Consider the following 19,286-nt stretch of genomic DNA (forward strand, 5'->3'; position numbering starts at 1 on the left):
TGGTCTAACCCGCTGCTTTCACAATTTCTGCCCAGCCCGCTTCGTCGATCACTTCGATTCCAAGCTCTGCCGCTTTTTTCATTTTTGACCCCGCACCGGGACCAGCGACCAGCAGATCAGTCTTCGCGCTCACCGAACCGGATGCCTTTGCCCCCAAAGCCTCGGCCTGCGCCTTGGCTTCGTCGCGGCTCATCGTTTCCAGCTTGCCGGTAAAAACGACGGTTTTGCCGGCGACCGAACTGTCGCGGGTTTCGACGATATAGTCAGGCGGAGAGACTTCGCCGAGCAAATCATCCCAGACCGCAACATTGTGGGGTTCGTGGAAAAAGTCAGCCAGCGCCTGCGCGACAGTGGGACCAACGCCGTCAATGGCGGTAATTTCCTCGCGCACCGCTTCGTCGTCACGTGCCGCTTTGCCGATTTCGGCTAGTTTGGGCAAAGTCGTGAAATTCTTGAGCAGGTCCCGCGCCGTCACCGTTCCGATATGCCTGATGCCTAAACCGAACAGCAATCGGGCCGCGTCAGGCTGGCGTTTCTTTTCCACAGCCTCCAACAAATTATCCACAGACTTGTCCTGCCACCGATCACGGACGAGGATTTCGGCGCGATGCTTGTGCAGACGGAAGATATCGGCGGGGCTTTCGATGAAACCCGCCTCGATAAACTCGCCGATGCTTTTCTCGCCCAGACCGTCAATATCCAGCGCCACCCGCGAGACGAAATGCACCAGTCGCTGGAACCGCTGCGCCGGACAGATCAGGCCGCCGGTGCAACGCACATCGACCTCGCCTTCTTCGGCGACTGCTTCGCTATTGCATTCCGGGCAATGGTCCGGGAACTCATAGGCTTCGCGCTCTTCGTCGCGCGTCAGATTCTCGACCACTTGCGGGATCACGTCCCCTGCCCGCTGGATCACCACCCGGTCGCCCGGACGGACGCCAAGCCGTTCGACTTCATCGCGATTGTGCAATGTGACGTTGGAAACAACCACGCCGCCCACGGTGACGGGTTTCAGGCGCCCAACCGGCGTCAGCTTGCCCGTACGCCCAACCTGGATATCAATGCTCTCCAGCGTCGTCTGTGCTTGTTCCGCGGGAAATTTATGCGCCAAGGCCCAGCGCGGCGCCTTGGCGACAAAACCAAGCCGTTGCTGCCAGTCGAGCCGGTCGACCTTATAGACCACGCCGTCGATATCATAATCCAGATCGGCCCGTTCCGCCTCGATATGACGATAATGGGCTAGTATCTCTTCCAGCGTTTCAAAGCGTTTGACCAAAGGCGATAGCGGTACGCCCCAGCTTTCCATCGCCTTGGCCACGGCAAAAGACGTATCCGCTGGCAATCCGCTATGCACGCCCCAGCCATGGGCCCAGAATTTCAGCGGCCGCTTTGCCGTGATATTGGCATCCTTCTGCCGCAACGAACCGGCGGCCGCGTTGCGGGGATTGGCGAACTGGCGGATTTTCTCCGGATCAAAATCGACATTCTTGGCCAGCGCATCCGCCTTGCCTTCGTCCATCAACCGCTCGTTGAGGCCGGCAAAATCGGCCTTAGCCATATAGACTTCGCCGCGGATCTCGAACAGGTCCGGGACATTGCCGGATAGGGTATCGGGAATATCGGAAATCATCCGCACATTGGCGGTCACATCCTCGCCCACCTGCCCATCCCCGCGCGTCGCGGCGAGCACAAGCTTGCCCTTTTCGTAGCGCAATGAGCAGGACAGCCCATCAATCTTGTCCTCCGCCGTCACCGCCACCGGCTCGTCTTCCGGCAGGTTCAAAAACCGCCGCACCCGTGCCAGCCATTCGGCTATATCTTCATCGGAAAAGCCGTTGTCGAGGCTCATCATGCGCTGTTCATGCGCGACTTTCGACAAAGGCGAAGCCGCGACCGCCGCGCCAACCAACTTGTTCGGGCTATTCTCTCGCACCAGATGCGGAAAAGCCTCTTCCAGCTCATTATTCCGCCGCACCAGCGTGTCATATTCCGCGTCGGATATCTCAGGCGTGTCTTCTGCGTGATAAAGCTTGTTATGCTTCGCAATCGTGCGCGCGAGACGCATGAGTTCGTTCGCGGCATCGGCTTCGGAGATGGTTTCGATAGAGGCCATGGTCACTTATCCCCGCTCCAGCAACCGGTCCGCTTGCGCCCTCGCCTCATCGGTCACATCCGCGCCCGACAGCATCCGTGCGATCTCTTGCCTCCGGCCCTCATCGTCCAGTGCGCGGACATCGGTACGCGATACGGTGCCGCTCCGCGACTTGTTGATCAGCATATGCGCGTCGCCTTTGGAGGCAACCTGCGGGCTATGGGTCACGACGAGCAGCTGCGCACCGTTGGACAGCCGTGACAGCCGATCACCGATGGCCGAGGCCACTGCCCCGCCGACACCGCGGTCGACTTCGTCAAAGATGATCGTTTTCAGGCCATATTCTTCCGCCAAAGCAACTTTTAGGGATAGAATGAACCGGGAAAGTTCACCGCCGGATGCGATTTTGCCCAAAGGCGCGAGGGGAGCCCCCGGATTGGTCGCAATCAGAAATTCGATCCGCTCCATTCCGCTTTTATTCCAATGCTCTTCTGGCAATTCTTCAAGTAATGTCCGAAATTTTGCCGCATCCAGTTTGAGCGGCGCCAATTCTCCCGCGACCGCTTTGTCGAGCGCCTTCGCCGCCTTGCCCCGCTTTTCTCGCAGGTTTTCCGCGGCGACAATGTAGGATTTTCTGGCGGAGGCCAAAGATGCTTCCAATCCTTCCAATGTCTTGCCGCCATCACTGATCGCCGCCAGCTTTTTCTGCAATTCATCGAGCAAGTCCGAAAGCTTGTCAGGCTCCACCCGATGCTTCCGCGCCAGCCCTCTCAGATCGAAAAGCCGGGTCTCCATATCGTCGAGTCGCTGCGGGTCGAAACTCAGCGCAGCTGCTGCATCATTGAGCTTTTCCTCCGCTTCACCGGCATCGATAATCGACCGGTCCAGCGACTCCAGCGCCTCTTTCAGCAAAGGATGATCCTCGGCAATCCGGTCTAGCCGCCGCGCCGCAGATCGCAGCGACGCCAGCCCTCCGTTCGAGCCATCAAAAACCGAACGGATCGCTTCGAGATCGCCGGTCAGCTTCTCGCCCTTCATCATCGTCGCCCGTTCGAGAGCCAGCTCTTGCTCTTCCCCCGGTTCCGGGCCGAATTTCGAAAGTTCGGCAACGCTATGCTCCAGATATTCGCGGTCTTTTTCCGCGGATTCCTGATCGTCCTTTGCCTGTTCCAGTGTCGTTTTTGCGGCCTGCCAGGCTTGATATGCCTCGCCAACTGCAGTGCCTTCAACACCGGCAAATGCATCCAGCAAAGCGCGATGGCCCTTGGGGTTGATCATACCGCGATCATCATGTTGTCCATGGATTTCAATCAGTTGCCCGCCAACCGCACGGAGCAAAGCCGCCGAGCAAGGCTGGTCATTGATAAAGGCCCGGCTACCGCCGTCAGCTTTGACCGAACGCTTGATAATCAACGGTTCACCCGGTTCAATTTCAATATCATTGTCGTCTAGCGTTGCGGCAAGCTTACTACCGGCGACAGGCGGAGCGAAACTGGCCGTCACTTGGGCTTTTTCCGTACCCTGACGAACCAGGCCGCTGTCCGCCCGATTGCCCAGTGCCAAGCCCAGACTGTCCAGCAAGATCGACTTGCCCGCACCCGTTTCGCCAGTCAGCACCGTCAGGCCCGACCCAAATTCAAGATCGAGCGCTTCAATCAAGACAATATCGCGGATGGAAAGGGACTGCAGCACAGGACCCTCTTAAAACACGTTTACCTTAGCTGCAACGCATTGCAGCGACATATAGATTTATGTCGCACCATGTTTGTGAACAAGGTCGTAAGCGCGTTCATACCATTTGCTGCCCGGATAGTTGGCCCCCAGAACAGCCGTGGTTTTCTTAGCTTCTGTCGGAACGCCCAGTGCAAGATAGGACTCGGTGAGTCGCATCAACGCTTCTGGCGTATGAGTCGTGGTCTGATATTTCTCGATCACCGTCCGAAAGCGGATGGTCGCAGCAAGCCACTTGCCACGACGCTGATAAAAGCGGCCGATTTCCATTTCCTTGCCAGCCAGATGGTCGTTGACCAGATCCATTTTCAGTTTGGCATCCGCAGCATAGCGCGAATTGGGGTAACGACGGGCAACCTCACCCAAAGACGACAGCGCCTGTTCGGTGATCTTCTGGTCACGGGTGACATCGCTGATCTGCTCATAATAGCAAAGCGCGATCAGATAATAAGCATAAGGCGCATCTTTGTTGCCGGGATGAATCGACAGGAACCGACGGGATGACTCGATCGCCTTGTTATAATCGGCCGCTAGATAATAGCTGAACGCGCTCATCTGCTGTGCGCGACGGGCCCAGGGCGAATAGGGATGCTGACGCTCGACTTCGTCAAACAGCGCAGCGGCAATCTTGTGCTGACCGCTATCAAGCCGATCTTTTGCAGCATTGTAGAGCGTGTCGACATCACGGGCAACATAACGGGTGTCAGTACCACTGCCGCCGCTGCCACCAAACATGGCACAGCCGGAAAGAAGGGAAGCGGAAAGACCCAAAGCGGCCCATTTAAGAATGTGTTTTTTCATATGGAAGACCTCTTAACCGCTTGTTTTCATCCAGCCAAGAGTAAAGCAAAAAAAGCCGCTGGAACAGAATGACCTTCCTTGTTCTCTTTGAGCTTTACCGGAGATTAATCCAGCGATTTGGCGGATCATTTTTCCCATAAAAAAGGGCCCGGATCGCTCCGAGCCCTTTTTTTAACAATATTGGAAAAGTTTAGTCTTCGGTGATCGAAGAAGGCAATGGAATGTCGCCGCCTTCATCCTTTGGACCATCATTTTTCCGACCACGTCCGCCGCCGTCACGGCCACGTCCGCGACCACCACCGCCATCACGACGAGGGCCGCGTGGCTTGTTTTCGCGCGGAGGACGGGTGTCTTCCAGCTCTTCACCAGTTTCCTGATCAACAACCCGCATCGACAAACGCACCTTGCCGCGCTGATCGATTTCAAGAACCTTGACCTTAACAGCCTGACCTTCGCTCAGTTCATCAGCGACTTTTTCGACACGCTCATTCTTAATTTCAGAAACGTGAACGAGACCGTCCTTGCCGCCCATGAAGTTCACAAAAGCACCAAAGTCGACGAGGTTAACGACCTTACCGTCATAGATTTTGCCAACTTCAGCTTCTTCAACAAGGCCTTTGATCCATGCGATCGCCGCATCAATCTGGGACTTATCAGAAGAAGAAACCTTGATCAGACCTTCGTCGTCGATATCGACCTTCGCACCAGTTTCCGCAACGATTTCGCGGATCACTTTGCCACCGGTACCAATAACGTCACGGATCTTCTCTTTGTTGATCTGCAATGTTTCGATGCGCGGAGCATGTTCGGACATTTCGGTACGAACGCTGTTCAGTGCTTTCGACATTTCACCCAGGATATGAGCACGACCGCCACTGGCTTGTTCCAGAGCAGACTTCATGATTTCCTGCGTAATGCCGGCTACCTTGATGTCCATCTGCAAGGAAGTGATACCTTTTTCGGAACCCGCAACCTTGAAATCCATGTCGCCGAGATGATCTTCGTCGCCGAGAATGTCGGACAGAACCGCAAAGTCGGTGCCTTCGAGGATCAGGCCCATCGCAATACCGGAAACCGGACGCGCCAAAGGCACACCAGCATCCATCATCGCAAGCGAACCGCCACAAACGGTCGCCATCGAAGAGGAGCCGTTAGATTCGGTAATGTCGGACAAAACCCGAATGGTATATGGGAAGTCTTCTACTGTCGGCAGTACCGGACGAAGCGCGCGGAAAGCAAGCTTACCATGACCGGTTTCGCGGCGGCTGGTGAAACCAAAACGCCCTACTTCGCCAACCGAATATGGTGGGAAGTTATAGTGCAGCATGAAGTTGGTGTAGCTCAGACCGTCGAGACCATCGATCATCTGTTCTGCATCTTTGGTGCCCAGGGTCGTGGTCACGATTGCCTGTGTTTCACCGCGGGTGAAGAGCGACGAACCATGGGTCCGCGGCAGCAAGCCAACCATGGCTTCAATCGGACGAACCTGATCAAGCTTACGGCCATCGATACGGGTGCCGTCTTTGATGATGGCTCCGCGAACGATTTCAGCTTCCAGTTTCTTGACCATCTTGCCAGCGGTCATCTGGGTCTGGCCATCTTCGTCAGCATATTTTTCTTTGGCTTTTTCCCGAACCGCATTCAAAGCGTCGCTACGCTCTGATTTATCGGTTTTCTTATAAGCCGCAGCAATATCTTTTCCGACCAGCTTGCGCAGGGCTTCTTTGATATCGCTATTGTCTTCGCCAGCATCAAGCTGCCAAGGTTCTTTCGCAGCCTGTTCAGCCAGATCGATGATCAGGCCAGCAACGTCCTTGGACGCTTCATGCGCGAATTGAACGGCGCCAAGCATGACTTCTTCGGAAAGCTCTTTTGCTTCCGATTCAACCATCATCACAGCGCCAGGTGTCGCAGCAACCACAAGGTCGAGTTCGCCGGTAGCGACTTCTTCCATAGATGGGTTCAGCTGATATTCGCCTTCTTTGTAACCCACACGAGCCGCACCAATTGGGCCCATGAAAGGAACGCCGGAGATGGTCAGAGCAGCAGATGCTGCAACCATAGCCAGAATATCGGGCTCGTTGACACCGTCATAGCTCATCACCTGACAGATTACGTTGATTTCGTTGTAGAAACCCTCTGGGAATAGCGGACGGCAAGGACGGTCAATCAAACGCGATGTCAGCGTTTCTTTTTCCGTCGCACGGCCTTCGCGCTTGAAGAAGCCACCTGGGATACGTCCAGCGGCTGAGAATTTTTCCTGATAGTGAACGGTCAGCGGGAAGAAGTCCTGTCCTTCGCGTACCGATTTTGCGGCGGTCACTGCGCACAGCACAACCGTTTCGCCGAGGGTCGCAAGCACTGCGCCATCAGCCTGACGGGCAATACGGCCCGTTTCGAGGGTGAGGGTTTGTCCGCCCCATTCCATTTCGACTTTTTTTACATCAAACATTCGTATATTTCCTTTGTCCCGCCTGCCCTATGCAGTGCGGGGGCTTTCTTGTGTCCAGCAATCCGGCTGAACAGCGGTTCGGGGCCATTTGTGCCCCGTTCGAAAGACATCACCGCCTTATTGCTGCGATGTCCAATGCGAAAACGGCCCCCACATGGGAGCCGCCTTCAAATTTCTTATTTCCGGAGACCTAGGTCTTTGATCAACTTCGCATAACGTTCCACGTCTTTTTTGCGAAGATAGTCCAGCAAGCTGCGACGTTTGTTTACCATCATCAGCAAACCACGACGAGAGTGGTGATCTTTATGGTGACCTTTAAAATGCTCGGTCAGGTTCACAATCCGCTCGGTGAGCACCGCAACCTGAACTTCTGGAGAACCGGTATCGCCCTTTGTCTGGCCGAATTTTTTGATCAGTTCTTGCTTTTTTTCTACAGTAATCGTCATTTATTTTCATTCCTTCGAACATCATTGCATATTAAACCCGCGAACAACCTTTACGGTGCCATCAACTAACTCTGCCAAAGCAACGGGAGAGCCTGCGCTCTCTGTCGCCAAGAAAAGCCCGTCGATAGCCGGGTTCCCGATCATTTCGTCCTCGTCCAGCGTTAAGCCTTGCCGAAGCATTCTTGCCTGATCAGGAGTGAGGTCAAAAGCCGGGATGTCGTCCAGCCCTGCCTCCAGTGGCAAGAGATAGTCTTTAATGTCCGCGCCCTTACCAATTTCATTGACTTTGTCCAGCGAAATCGCCTGTTCCAAGGTAAATGGACCAGCCTTTGTGCGGTGGAGCATGGTCACGTGACCGTAAGTGCCAAGTGCGCGGGCGATGTCGCGGGCGAGGGAGCGAATATAAGTCCCTTTGGAGACATTGGCAGCAAGGGTGATTTCCTCCAGCGACGCACCAGATCCTGAGGCCGGTGCAGGACGACGAATAGAAAGCGCGTAAATCGTCACCTCCCGCAGCTTCATCTCCACATCCATACCTGCTCGCGCCAAATCATAGGCCCGCTTACCGTCGATCTTCAGCGCCGAATATTTGGGTGGGATCTGTTCAATCGCTCCGGTAAACTGAGGCAGAATCGTTTCAATCTCTGTCAAAGTCGGTCGATGGTCAGAAGTTTCCGTAACGGCTCCCTCGACATCCAATGTCTCCGTCTCTGAGCCGAAACCGATCGTAAATTCATAAATTTTGGAAGCATCGAGCATCCGCCCACAAAGCTTCGTCGCCTCACCAATCGCAATCGGCAAAACCCCCGTCGCGAGCGGGTCCAGCGTTCCGCCATGCCCGACCTTCAGCTTATTCTTACCTGTGCCGAGAAGGCCAGCCTCGCGTAAATTTCGCTTTACCGCCCCAACCGCCTGCGTCGAGCCGAGCTCCAACGGTTTATCCAATATGATCCAACCATGCGGCTTCAAGCGGGTTTCTCCCACTCCATCACCACAAAGCCCGGTACCCGGGTGTAGCAATCACTTTTCGGATCATTCTGATCTGGCGGCGTTGGTTCCGCAAAATGGCGCAGGATCAGGCCGTTGGCCAGAAATTCCGTGAGATAAGCGCTCATTGGCCGATGCCAGTTCAAGACATCGATCCCCAACCATCGCTCTCGCGACGCCCGTTCTTCGTGATAGTTGTCGATTTCAAATCTCTTATATTCGCCATCTGGTCCGCGCTCCCATTTTCCGGCGGTAAAATGGCCGGTCAAATTGGCGATCAATATCGAACCGCCAGGCTTCGTCACGCGCGTCATTTCCTTTATCGCGGAACGAAAATCTTCGATATCGATCAGGGATAAATAGCTGATCGTCAAATCAAAGCTGGCGTCGTCAAACAGCAGTTTCTCGCCAACCCCAATGCGATAGTCACCATTCGGATCACGCTGCTGTGCCACGGCAATCAGCTTTTCCACGGGATCGATTCCGACACCGTGCAAACCGCGCTCTTGCAACTTGCGTACGAACCGCCCTTCCCCGCAACCTATATCAAGGAAAGTGCCGCCATGCCTTGCCACACGTTCGAGCATCGCCGCATCGAGAATGGTTTTACGGGTCCAGTCCCCCTCTTCTCCAACGGACGCAACCCATGCGTCAGCAGAGCTTACCCAGCCATTTATCTCACCCGTCATGATTATCTGGCCCATTCTTCTTCGAGCAAACCAAAAACCGCTGTGTCCCGTACATAACCGGTCCAGGTAATCCGGTTTTTGCGCAGCGTGCCTTCATGTTTCGCACCGAGCTTCAGCACAGCTGCCATCGACCGTTTGTTACGGGTATCCACCCGAAACTCGATGCGTGTGAAACCGCAATCAAAGCCATGATCAATCATCAACTTCTTCATCACATCGTTGAAACCGCTACCGCGCACCGATGGTGCAATATAGGTCCCGCCAATTTCGACTGTTTTTGCCACAGGATCAGGATTGATAAAATTGCTCATCCCGACCAGTTGATCGGTACTCCCGTTGATCACCGCAAAGCGAACCCAATTGCTTGTATTGTGGAAGACCTCCATCGCCTTGTCAAAATGCTCATCGAGCATCGACACCGGGTAGATATTCCAAATCTCCTGGTCCTCAGCACAGGCCTTGCGCAGTGGCTCGACATGATACTCAGACAAAGGTTCAAGGCGAACCGGTGCGGCTTCCAGTGTTTGAGACAGTTCAGTCATTGAGCCGTTCCACAAAATGTTTGCGGCACAGGGCAACATAGCTTTCATTTCCGCCAATTTCGGTCTGCTCGCCCGCTGCAATGGCTTTGCCACTTCCATCAATTCGCAGATTCATGGTTGCCTTTCGCCCGCAGTCACAAACCGCTTTTAGCTCAACCAAGCTATCGGCGATGCCCAGAAGCTTCGCCGATCCGGGGAATAGATTCCCTTGAAAATCGGTCCGCAAACCATAGCAAAGCACCGGCACACCAATCTCGTCCGCCATTCTTGCACATTGCCAGACTTGATCTTCCGTCAGGAATTGCGCTTCGTCGATCATCACACACGCAAGCTCATCTTCGCTATGTTCCGCTGCCACAGCTTCAAACAGATCACTATCCTCACCGAAACGGTGGGCATCAGCATGCAAGCCGATCCGCGAAGCAATCGCGCCAAAGCTGGAACGATTATCAATAGCTGCGGTCCACAACATAACCTTCATTCCGCGCTCACCGTAGTTGAACGCCGCCTGCAGCAGATTGCTCGACTTTCCGGCGTTCATCGACGCATAGTAGAAATAGAGTTTGGCCATAAGTTCCGCTGCATAGCCGCTCGTGCTGATCCTGTCGAAGCACTTTTACGCCCTAAAACCACCCTTCGGCAGTCTTCGAACGAATAAAATCAGCCTTCGTCAGCCTCTTTCGACAAATCCTGTGCAACCTTGGGGTTGCTCAACAAGCTCTCGATATGCTCGGCGGTATCGAAGCTCTCGTCTGGCAAAAATTTTAGCTTTGCCGCATATTTCATCTTAACCCGCTTCGCGACTTCCTTCTGGAAGAACGCCGTGTTGGTTTTCAGGGCCTTGAGCACGTCCGCTTCGTCGGCACCAAGCAAGGGCTTCACAAACACCGTCGCGTGACGCAGATCCGGAGACATGCGGACTTCCGTGACACTGACGCTGTGCGATGTCAGCACCGCATCATGGACCTCGCCGCGCATCAGCAGTTCCGACAAGATATGCCGGACCTGTTCGCCGACCCGCAGCAAGCGCACTGAACGCCCTTCGGGAGATGTGTCGTTATATTTTGCCATAAGCTCTATCTCCCTTTTTGATTGAGAACCTTTAAGTCCACGCATCATCCTGCGCGCGTAATCCAAAATGGCTCACGCTGCACAGTCACCCTTCCCTATAGAGAGATTGGTGTTGCTAAATAATCCGCTCGCGCTCTTCAATCTCGAAGACTTCGAGCATATCACCTGGTTTGATGTCATTGGTGTCTTCCAGCACCGCGCCACATTCCATGCCGGCACGGACTTCTTCGACATCGTCTTTAAAGCGCCGCAGCGATGCGATGGTCGTTGCGCTGACGATAACATCGTCGCGGGTAAGGCGAGCGAAAAGACCTTTGCGCAAGGATCCTTCGGTGACCAGCAAACCGGCAGCCTTGTCTCTCTTGCCAGACTTGAACACATCCTTGACCTCGGCACGCCCCATCACGTTCTCGATCTTCTCTGGCCCCAGTTCACCGGCCATTTCGGCGCGGATTTCATCGGTCAACGCATAGATGATGTCGAAATATTTGAAGCGGACATTATCGCGTTTCGCAATTTCCCGGGCTTTCGCATTGGGCCGCACATTGAAACCAATGATCGGCGCTTTGCTGGCACCGGCCAATGTCACATCCGATTCCGTGATCGCGCCAACACCGCTGTGCAAGATACGCACTTTGATATCGTCGTTCGAAATCTTGTTCAACGCCTGCACAATGGCTTCGGTAGAGCCTTGAACGTCGGCTTTGACCAGCACAGGGAATTCCACCGCGCTGTCGGCCGCCGCAGAGAACATATTCTCTAGGCTCGTCGGCGCTTGTGTCGTCCGCTTGAGTTTTTCTTGTTCCGCACGATAGGCCGCAATTTCACGGGCACGCGCTTCATTCTCGACCACGGTCAGCTTGTCGCCTGCCGACGGAACGCCAGAAATACCGAGCACTTCAACCGGCGTAGAAGGTCCTGCTTCCTTAACCTGCTTGCCTTTTTCATCGATCATCGCCCGAACTTTACCGGTCTGCGAGCCGACAACGAAGACGTCGCCGCGCTTCAACGTACCGCGTTCGACCAAAACGGTCGCAACCGGTCCGCGACCGATATCGAGCTTCGCTTCAACAACCGCGCCTTCGGCTGGACGATCAGGACGGGCCTTTAGTTCCAGCAATTCGGACTGAACGTGGATTTTCTCCATCAACTCGTCGAGGCCCAGTTTCTTGAGCGCAGAAACTTCCGCATCCAAAACGTCACCAGACATTTCTTCCACGATGACTTCATGTTCCAAAAGGCGAGTACGAACAGTTGTGGGGTCCGCACCTTCCTTGTCAATCTTGTTGATCGCCACGATCATCGGAACGCCAGCAGCCTTGGTGTGCTTAATCGCTTCGATAGTCTGAGGCATCAGACCATCATCGGCAGCGACGACCAAAATCACGATATCCGTAACATTCGCGCCACGCATACGCATTTCGGTAAAGGCTTCATGGCCTGGGGTATCCAGGAAGGTTACCTTGTCACCATTTTTCATTGTCACCTGATAGGCGCCGATATGCTGGGTGATGCCGCCGGCTTCCCCTGCAACCACATCGGTACCGCGCAAGGCATCGAGCAAGGACGTCTTGCCGTGATCGACATGGCCCATGATCGTAACGACCGGTGCACGCGGCTTAAGCGTTTCTTCTGGATCGATGTCCGCTTGGGTATCAATCTCAACATCGGCCTCGGACACACGTTGAATATTGTGACCGAATTCCTCGACCAACAATTCTGCCGTATCCTGATCAATCGTCTGGTTGACGGTGACCATTGACCCCATGTTGAACAGGGATTTGACGAGGTCAGCCCCCTTCTCGCCCATACGTTTGGCCAGTTCCTGAACGGTGATAGCTTCCGGTACAACAACGTCACGAAACTGCTTTTCGCGCGGTTCGCTAGGCCGGCCAGATCTCTGGGCCCGTTTTTCCTTTTCGCGCGCGCGCTTCAGTGCAGCAAGCGATCGGGCACGGGCCGCACCATCTTCTCCACGCAAAGCGCGGTTGACGGTCAGCTTACCGGATTGACGACGATCATTGCGGTCGCCGCGTCCAGTTTTCTGTTTTTCTTTCTCAGGCTTCGCGCGTTTTGGCGCTTCCACGGGAGTAAATTTACGCGCTGGAGGCCGGGCATCGGTCTTGGCAGCAGCAGTTTCCGGCTTAGCCGGTTCAGCTTCCGCTGGCTCCGCCGCAGCGTCGGTAGATTCGGCAGCAGCTTTTTCAGCGGCAGCAATTTCTTCCTGTGCTTTGCGCGCTTGCTCTTCTTCAGCTTTGCGTTTTTCTTCCGACCGTTTTTTCTCTTCTGCAGTCTGCTCTTTTTTCTGGCGCGTGTCGCGTTGACGCGCTTCCTTCATCGCATCCAGACGCGCTTCTTCAGCTTCGCGCAACAATTTCGCCTGTTTCTCCTGACGAGTCAGACCATCATTCGCCTTAGCCGCAGCTGGCTGTTTTTTCGAGGTCGGTTTAGCCGCTGGAGCTGGCGTTGGTGCTGCAACTGGCGCGGGAGCTGGAGCAGGTGTCTCCTTGACGATTTCTTTCGCCGCTTCCTGTGCACCGGGCTTGCCGACAAGCTTCTTGCGTTTGACTTCGACCACCACCTTGTTGGTGCGTCCGTGGCTAAAAGTCTGTTTGACTTCGCCAGGTTCGACCGAACGCTTCAACCCCAAGGGTTTGCGTGCAGGTTTTGGCGTATCTTTTGTTTCATCACTCATCGAACAGACTTAATCCCTAAAAATAGATATTTTCAACATATTACTTGGTTTGTTTAAACCAAATTACGCAACCTTCTTTTCCGCATCACCCTGCTTTGCATCAGAACCGATAAAGCGAACCCATCTCGCCAGCATATGCGAAATTCGGTCCGCTGCGCGTTTATGGGTTATCCCGATATGAACTACATTCTGGCGGCCCAATGCCACAGAAAGCCCCTGGCGGTCCACTGGCAAAGTCATCCCACGGAAATCTTCGCCTTCACGGTCGCTGCCGACGCGCCAAGCTTGGTCGAGTTTGGACGATCCGTCTTGCCCAGCATCCGACGCATGAAGAAGCATCGTGAGCTCATCCCGGCGCGCCGCCGTTTCAATTTTTTCTGAACCGGTTAGCAAGGTCCCGCCCCGTGCTTCGAGGCCGAGCCTATCCAATGTGGCACGCTCCAGCGCTTTTTCAAGCTGATCTGCCAAATTGGCGGGAATATCAAGCTGACCGGTCTTAAAGGCCCGCGAGAGCGCACCTTTAAGCTGCCCTTTGGAAAGCGCCGCTTCAAGTTCAGTCCGATCGACAGCAATCCAAGCACCACGACCCGGCGCCTTCGCCCGCACATCCGGCGCAATTTGCCCATCAGGGCTCATCGCCAGTCGCACCAATTGATCCTGAGGAAGACTTTCCCCAGTCAATATGCATTTACGGTGTGGCGTACGATCTAGAGTTTTAGACCGCGTCTCATTGGGGAGATTCCGCATCTGCGTCCTCCCCAGCTTCTTCCGTTGCAGCAGGCGCTGCTTCGTCTTCATCCTCAAACCAGTGCGCACGCGCTGCCATGATGATTTCGTTGCCCTGCTCCTCGGTCAGGCCATATTTGGCCAAGACACCGTCGGGTTCAGGCTTACGATTGTCATTCCGGCGACGCGGCTCCGACTTCCGTTTCAGAACCAATTCGTCAGTAGCGAGGTCAGCAACGTCATCGAGCGTCTTAAGACCTGCTTCTCCAAGCGTTACCAACATAGCTTCGGTCAAGTGCGGCAATTCAGCAACCGCGTCCTCAACGCCCAGTTCGGTACGTTTTTCTTTTGCAGCCGCCTCACGCCGGTCCAACGCCTCTATGGCACGGTTCTGAAGTTCCGCGGCCAATTCATCGTCAAAGCCTTCGATGTTAGAAATCTCTTCCGCTGCAACATAGGCAACTTCTTCAAGCTCGCTGAAGCCTTCAGCCACCAGCAGCTGCGACAGAGTTTCGTCGACATCCAGAGATTCTTGGAACAGTTCAGTACGAGCGGTAAATTCAGCCTGCCGCTTCTCACTCGAATCCGCTTCGGTCATGATATCAATCGCAAGAGCAGTCAGCTGGGATGCCAAGCGCACATTCTGCCCACGGCGACCGATAGCCAGGCTCAGCTGATCATCAGGAACCACAACTTCAATCCGGCCTTCTTCCTCGTCGATGACCACACGGCTAACCGTTGCCGGTTGCAACGCGTTCACAACAAAGGTTGCGATGTCTTCTGACCAAGGAATAATATCGATTTTCTCGCCCTGCATTTCCTGCACGACAGCCTGAACGCGGCTACCCTTCATGCCAACACAGGCACCGACTGGATCAATCGAGCTATCATGGCTGATCACACCGATCTTGGCACGAGAGCCAGGATCACGAGCAGCCGCTTTGATTTCGATAATGCCGTCATAAATTTCAGGAACTTCCTGAGCGAACAATAGCCGCATGAAATCAGGATGGGCACGCGATAGAAAAATCTGTGGTCCACGATTTTCGCGGCGCACATCCAGAATAAGAGCGCGGACACGATCGCCAACCCGTGCCGCTTCGCGCGGAATCTGCTGGTCACGCCGGATAACGCCTTCTGCGCGCCCGAGGTCAACAACCACATGGCCAAATTCAACCGATTTCACCACGCCGGTGATAATCTCTCCGCCACGATCCTTAAATTCTTCAAATTGCCGCTCGCGCTCCGCATCACGAACTTTTTGAAAGATCACCTGCTTCGCCGACTGCGCGTCAATTCGACCGAGATCAACTTCTGGCAACGGATCAACAATGAAGTCACCAACATTGGATCCCGGCTCCAGTTTTGCGGCCTGTTTCACGTCGACCTGCTTGAAATAGTCTTCGACTTCTTCAACCACTTCAACCACCCGCCACAAACGCAAATCGCCTGTTTTAACGTCTAGCTTGGCGCGAATATCATTCTCAGCACCATAGCGCGCACGTGCCGCTTTCTGGATCGCTTCTTCCAGCGCCTCGATCACGATCGATTTATCGATCATTTTTTCCGTAGCAACGGCGGTCGCAATAGCGAGCAATTCGGCTTTATTGGCTGAAATAGCACTGCCCATGATTAGTCTTCCTGTTCTTCTAAAGTCTGTTCTTCAATTTCGTCGGTTCCTGCGGCTGAAACCGGTACGGTCGCAGCAATCAGAGCATCTGTCAGAATCAATTTCGCGCTATGGACGTTCGTCAGAGGCGTCTCCTGACTGCCCGCCTCGCGATCGTCAATCTTTATTATGTCGTCTTCAAGGCCTTCGAGTTGACCACGAAGCTGCTTTTTGCCCGCTACCGCGTCAATCAGATTGATCCGCGCTTCATAGCCAGCCCAATTATTATAGTCGAATGGACGGGTTAGCGGCCGGTCAATACCGGGGGAACTGACTTCCAGACGATAAGCATCGTCAATGGGGTCACGGCCCTCTTCTTCCAGCATATCGAACTTTTCCGAGATACGGCGCGACAACGCCGCACAGTCATCAATGCCAAGCTGACCTGTCTCTGGACGCTCCGCCATGATCTGTAACGTAAGTTCTTCCGCACCGGGCACAAACTCCACCCGCACCAAATCAAAGCCCAAAGCATCTGCTTCCGGCTTAATCAGGTTTGTCAGGGACGCTATGTCGGTCAACTATCTTCCATTTCCAAATACAAAGGCTTTGCTGCCGGCCCCGTCTGGCGCCAGCCCCTTCAAATCTCACAATGTTGGGATGCCCTCTATTTAGAGGCAGATTCGCAATATTGCAACGCCTGATTCAAACGGCAACGACATTATAAACAAGCATGGCTAGATAAATGGCGAGCAATATACCGCCTTCCCAGCGCGTTATCTTCCGACCGGTGGCTGCAAATATCAAAAGCAATATGGAAACAACCACCAAGATCGGCAGGCCGAAATTACTAATCTCACTAGGTATCGTACCGGGAGCAATGACCGCCGTAACCCCGCCAATCAGCAACAGGTTGAAGATATTGGAGCCTAGAACATTGCCCAATGCCACGGCGCTGGCACCTTTATAGGCAGCGATCACCGACGTCACCAGCTCCGGCAGCGAAGTGCCAATTGCAATGACCGTCAGTCCGATAACGGCTTCGCTCATCCCGATCAGACGCGCAAGATCGACCGCACCCTCGACCAGCCAACGGCCGCCCAATATGATCATGACGATCCCGGACAAAAGCACCAAAATAGAGCGCCAGAGCGGTTGCTCATCATGCAAATGCGTGTCCGAAACCTCCAAAGACTCCGCTTTTTCATGTAGCGCGCTTGCCCCGACCGGCTGCGTCCGTTCGGCCCAATAGGCGTAGCCCATATAACCAGCCAGTAGCACTAGAAAAGCGCTACCGACGGCAACAGTGATACCGGTCGTGGTAGCGACCAGCCACAGAATAACCGTCATGATCAACGCAAAACCGCCATCTCGCCATAACGGCCCCCGCGGGACTACCATTGGCAGGATCAGCGAGGCCGTACCCAGAATGAGCAAGCTATTTGCAAGGTTGGAGCCGACAATATTGCCCCAGGCAATCCCGGGTGAACCGGCACGGGCAGCCTCAACACTCGCAACCAGTTCAGGTGCGGATGTACCAAATCCTACTATCGTCAGACCAATGAGAAGCTGTGACATGCCAGCCCGTTCCGCAACCCGCACCGCTCCACGAACGAGCAGTTCCCCGCCTACGATAAGAACGACAAAACCGAGACACAGGATAAGAGCTGCGGTCAACATGCCTGTAGATCAGCGATTGCGTTTACCCAAAAGCCGCAGTCGCAATGCATTCAGCTTGATGAAACCCTCTGCATCTTTCTGATCATAAGCACCTTGGTCATCTTCAAAAGTCACCACATCTTCGCTGTAGAGACTGAAATTGACATCAGCTTTCCGGCCGACGACGTTGACGGAACCCTTGTAGAGCTTCAGCCGGACTGTGCCCGTCACCCGTTCCTGGCTCTTGTCGATAGCGGCCTGTAGCATTTCGCGCTCAGGTGCAAACCAGAAGCCGTTGTAAACAAGCTCCGAGTAACGCGGCGCCAATTCATCCTTCATATGCATCGCACCACTATCCAGCGTAAGCTGTTCAATGCCGCGATGGGCTGCGTGATAGATGGTTCCACCCGGTGTTTCATACATGCCGCGCGACTTCATACCCACGAAACGGTTCTCGACCAGATCCAGCCGGCCGATGCCATGTTCGCGACCATATTCGTTCAGCTTCTCTAGGAGAGTTGCAGGCGACATAGCTTCACCGTTGATCGCGACGCCATCGCCACGCTCAAAATCAATGGTAATATATTCTGGCGTATCCGGAGCATCTTCTGGATTGTTGGTGCGCGAATAGACATAATCGGGCACTTCTTCCCACGGGTCTTCCAGCACTTTACCCTCGGATGAGGTGTGCAACATATTGGCATCCGTAGAAAATGGCGCTTCGCCACGCTTGTCCTTAGGCACCGGAATCTGATGCTTTTCAGCAAATTCGATCAATCGCGTCCGGCTGGTAAGATCCCATTCCCGCCACGGTGCGATCACCGTCACATCGGGATCAAGGCCATAATAGCCCAGTTCAAAACGAATCTGGTCATTCCCCTTACCGGTCGCACCATGCGATACAGCATCCGCTCCTGTCAGCTTTGCGATTTCAATCTGACGCTTGGAAATTAGCGGCCGCGCAATCGATGTACCAAGCAGATAAAGCCCTTCATAGAGCGCATTGGCGCGCATCATTGGAAAGACAAAATCCTTCACAAATTCCTCGCGTAAGTCATCAATAAAAATATGCTCAGGCTTAACACCCAGAGTTTCTGCTACTTTCCGCGCAGGACCAAGCTCTTCGCCCTGCCCAAGATCGGCGGTAAAGGTAACAACTTCACACTGATATTCCTGCTGAAGCCACTTCAGGATCACACTAGTGTCCAAGCCGCCTGAAAAAGCCAAAACCACACGTTTTACAGAATCGCTCATTTTACCGTCTTTCCATGAATCAAGCGCCGCGCCTAACAGGCTCCAATTTGCCGCGCAATATGATATACCGACAATCGGGAGGTTCTAATGGCAAAAGCAAAATTGAAAACCAAACCAACCGATGTCGATGTCTTGACGTTTATCGAGACAGCCGAGCCCGACCGCCGGAAAGAAGAATCCTTCAAACTGATTGAACTATTCCGCAAAGTCACCGGCGAGGAACCGAAAATGTGGGGTCCGACAATCATCGGCTTTGGCAGCTATGACTATAAATATGAAAGCGGAAGAGAAGGCACATCACTGCGCTCCGGTTTTTCTCCGCGAAAGGCTAAACTCAGCCTCTATCTAATGGGTGCCTATTGCACACCCGAAGCCCAATCAGAACAAGACCGCCTCTTGGGATTGCTGGGCAAACATAAAGTCGGAAAGTCCTGCCTATATATCAATCGCCTCGAGCAGGTGAATCTAGAGATATTGGAAGAACTTATCCGCAACAATTGGGAATTGATGAACGAACGCTATCCCCAATAAT

At 54.1% G+C, this 19,286-nt stretch carries 17 protein-coding genes; 1 reads left to right on the forward strand and 16 read right to left on the reverse strand.

Annotation, left to right across the window (positions count from 1 at the left end; translation table 11 throughout):
• Positions 1 to 4 precede the first annotated feature (4 nt).
• From ligA to ABJG22_RS11330, 16 genes are all read right to left on the reverse strand, one after another.
• Complete coding sequence (gene ligA / locus ABJG22_RS11255; protein ID WP_348020903.1) at positions 5 to 2,113, reverse strand: NAD-dependent DNA ligase LigA; 2,109 nt, start codon at positions 2,111 to 2,113, stop codon at positions 5 to 7.
• A gap of 6 nt (positions 2,114 to 2,119) precedes the next feature.
• A complete protein-coding gene (gene recN, locus ABJG22_RS11260; protein ID WP_348020370.1) occupies positions 2,120 to 3,784 on the reverse strand; it encodes a DNA repair protein RecN in 1,665 nt (554 codons plus the stop codon).
• Between the two features lie 57 nt (positions 3,785 to 3,841).
• Entirely contained in the window at positions 3,842 to 4,624 is a 783-nt protein-coding gene (locus ABJG22_RS11265) for an outer membrane protein assembly factor BamD (RefSeq protein ID WP_348020371.1), read from the reverse strand.
• Between the two features lie 190 nt (positions 4,625 to 4,814).
• The gene (pnp, locus tag ABJG22_RS11270; protein ID WP_348020372.1) at positions 4,815 to 7,076 is read right to left on the reverse strand and encodes a polyribonucleotide nucleotidyltransferase; all 2,262 of its coding nucleotides are present in this window, start codon (positions 7,074 to 7,076) and stop codon (positions 4,815 to 4,817) included.
• 176 nt (positions 7,077 to 7,252) lie between these two features.
• Entirely contained in the window at positions 7,253 to 7,522 is a 270-nt protein-coding gene (rpsO, locus tag ABJG22_RS11275; protein ID WP_348020373.1) for a 30S ribosomal protein S15, read from the reverse strand.
• Between the two features lie 21 nt (positions 7,523 to 7,543).
• A complete protein-coding gene (truB, locus tag ABJG22_RS11280; RefSeq protein WP_348020374.1) occupies positions 7,544 to 8,506 on the reverse strand; it encodes a tRNA pseudouridine(55) synthase TruB in 963 nt (320 codons plus the stop codon).
• Positions 8,488 to 9,198 (reverse strand): class I SAM-dependent methyltransferase, encoded by a 711-nt coding sequence (locus tag ABJG22_RS11285; protein WP_348020375.1) that lies wholly within the window; start codon positions 9,196 to 9,198, stop codon positions 8,488 to 8,490. Before ABJG22_RS11285 ends, truB begins: the two co-directional genes overlap by 19 nt.
• Positions 9,199 to 9,200: 2 nt before the next feature.
• A complete protein-coding gene (locus tag ABJG22_RS11290; protein WP_348020376.1) occupies positions 9,201 to 9,740 on the reverse strand; it encodes a GNAT family protein in 540 nt (179 codons plus the stop codon).
• Complete coding sequence (locus ABJG22_RS11295; protein ID WP_348020377.1) at positions 9,733 to 10,311, reverse strand: thymidine kinase; 579 nt, start codon at positions 10,309 to 10,311, stop codon at positions 9,733 to 9,735. The genes ABJG22_RS11290 and ABJG22_RS11295 overlap by 8 nt, the downstream gene beginning before the upstream one ends.
• A gap of 89 nt (positions 10,312 to 10,400) precedes the next feature.
• Positions 10,401 to 10,811 (reverse strand): 30S ribosome-binding factor RbfA, encoded by a 411-nt coding sequence (rbfA, locus tag ABJG22_RS11300; protein ID WP_348020378.1) that lies wholly within the window; start codon positions 10,809 to 10,811, stop codon positions 10,401 to 10,403.
• A 115-nt stretch (positions 10,812 to 10,926) separates the two neighbouring features.
• Positions 10,927 to 13,506 (reverse strand): translation initiation factor IF-2, encoded by a 2,580-nt coding sequence (infB, locus tag ABJG22_RS11305; RefSeq protein ID WP_348020379.1) that lies wholly within the window; start codon positions 13,504 to 13,506, stop codon positions 10,927 to 10,929.
• Positions 13,507 to 13,569: 63 nt separating this feature from the next.
• Positions 13,570 to 14,253 (reverse strand): DUF448 domain-containing protein, encoded by a 684-nt coding sequence (locus ABJG22_RS11310; RefSeq protein WP_348020380.1) that lies wholly within the window; start codon positions 14,251 to 14,253, stop codon positions 13,570 to 13,572.
• The gene (nusA, locus tag ABJG22_RS11315) at positions 14,234 to 15,862 is read right to left on the reverse strand and encodes a transcription termination factor NusA (protein ID WP_348020381.1); all 1,629 of its coding nucleotides are present in this window, start codon (positions 15,860 to 15,862) and stop codon (positions 14,234 to 14,236) included. The genes ABJG22_RS11310 and nusA overlap by 20 nt, the downstream gene beginning before the upstream one ends.
• A gap of 2 nt (positions 15,863 to 15,864) precedes the next feature.
• On the reverse strand, positions 15,865 to 16,422 hold the full coding sequence (rimP, locus tag ABJG22_RS11320; protein ID WP_348020382.1) for a ribosome maturation protein RimP: 558 nt from the start codon (positions 16,420 to 16,422) through the stop codon (positions 15,865 to 15,867).
• Between the two features lie 124 nt (positions 16,423 to 16,546).
• Complete coding sequence (locus tag ABJG22_RS11325) at positions 16,547 to 17,521, reverse strand: calcium/sodium antiporter (RefSeq protein ID WP_348020383.1); 975 nt, start codon at positions 17,519 to 17,521, stop codon at positions 16,547 to 16,549.
• Positions 17,522 to 17,530: 9 nt separating this feature from the next.
• Positions 17,531 to 18,754, reverse strand: a complete 1,224-nt coding sequence (locus ABJG22_RS11330) for an argininosuccinate synthase (protein ID WP_348020384.1) — start codon at positions 18,752 to 18,754, stop codon at positions 17,531 to 17,533.
• A gap of 87 nt (positions 18,755 to 18,841) precedes the next feature.
• Between ABJG22_RS11330 and ABJG22_RS11335 the strand changes: the two genes are divergently transcribed.
• A complete protein-coding gene (locus tag ABJG22_RS11335) occupies positions 18,842 to 19,285 on the forward strand; it encodes a DUF1801 domain-containing protein (RefSeq protein WP_348020385.1) in 444 nt (147 codons plus the stop codon).
• Position 19,286: the final 1 nt, after the last annotated feature.

The sequence above is a fragment of the Parasphingorhabdus sp. genome, assembly GCF_039939955.1.
Classification (GTDB): domain Bacteria; phylum Pseudomonadota; class Alphaproteobacteria; order Sphingomonadales; family Sphingomonadaceae; genus Parasphingorhabdus.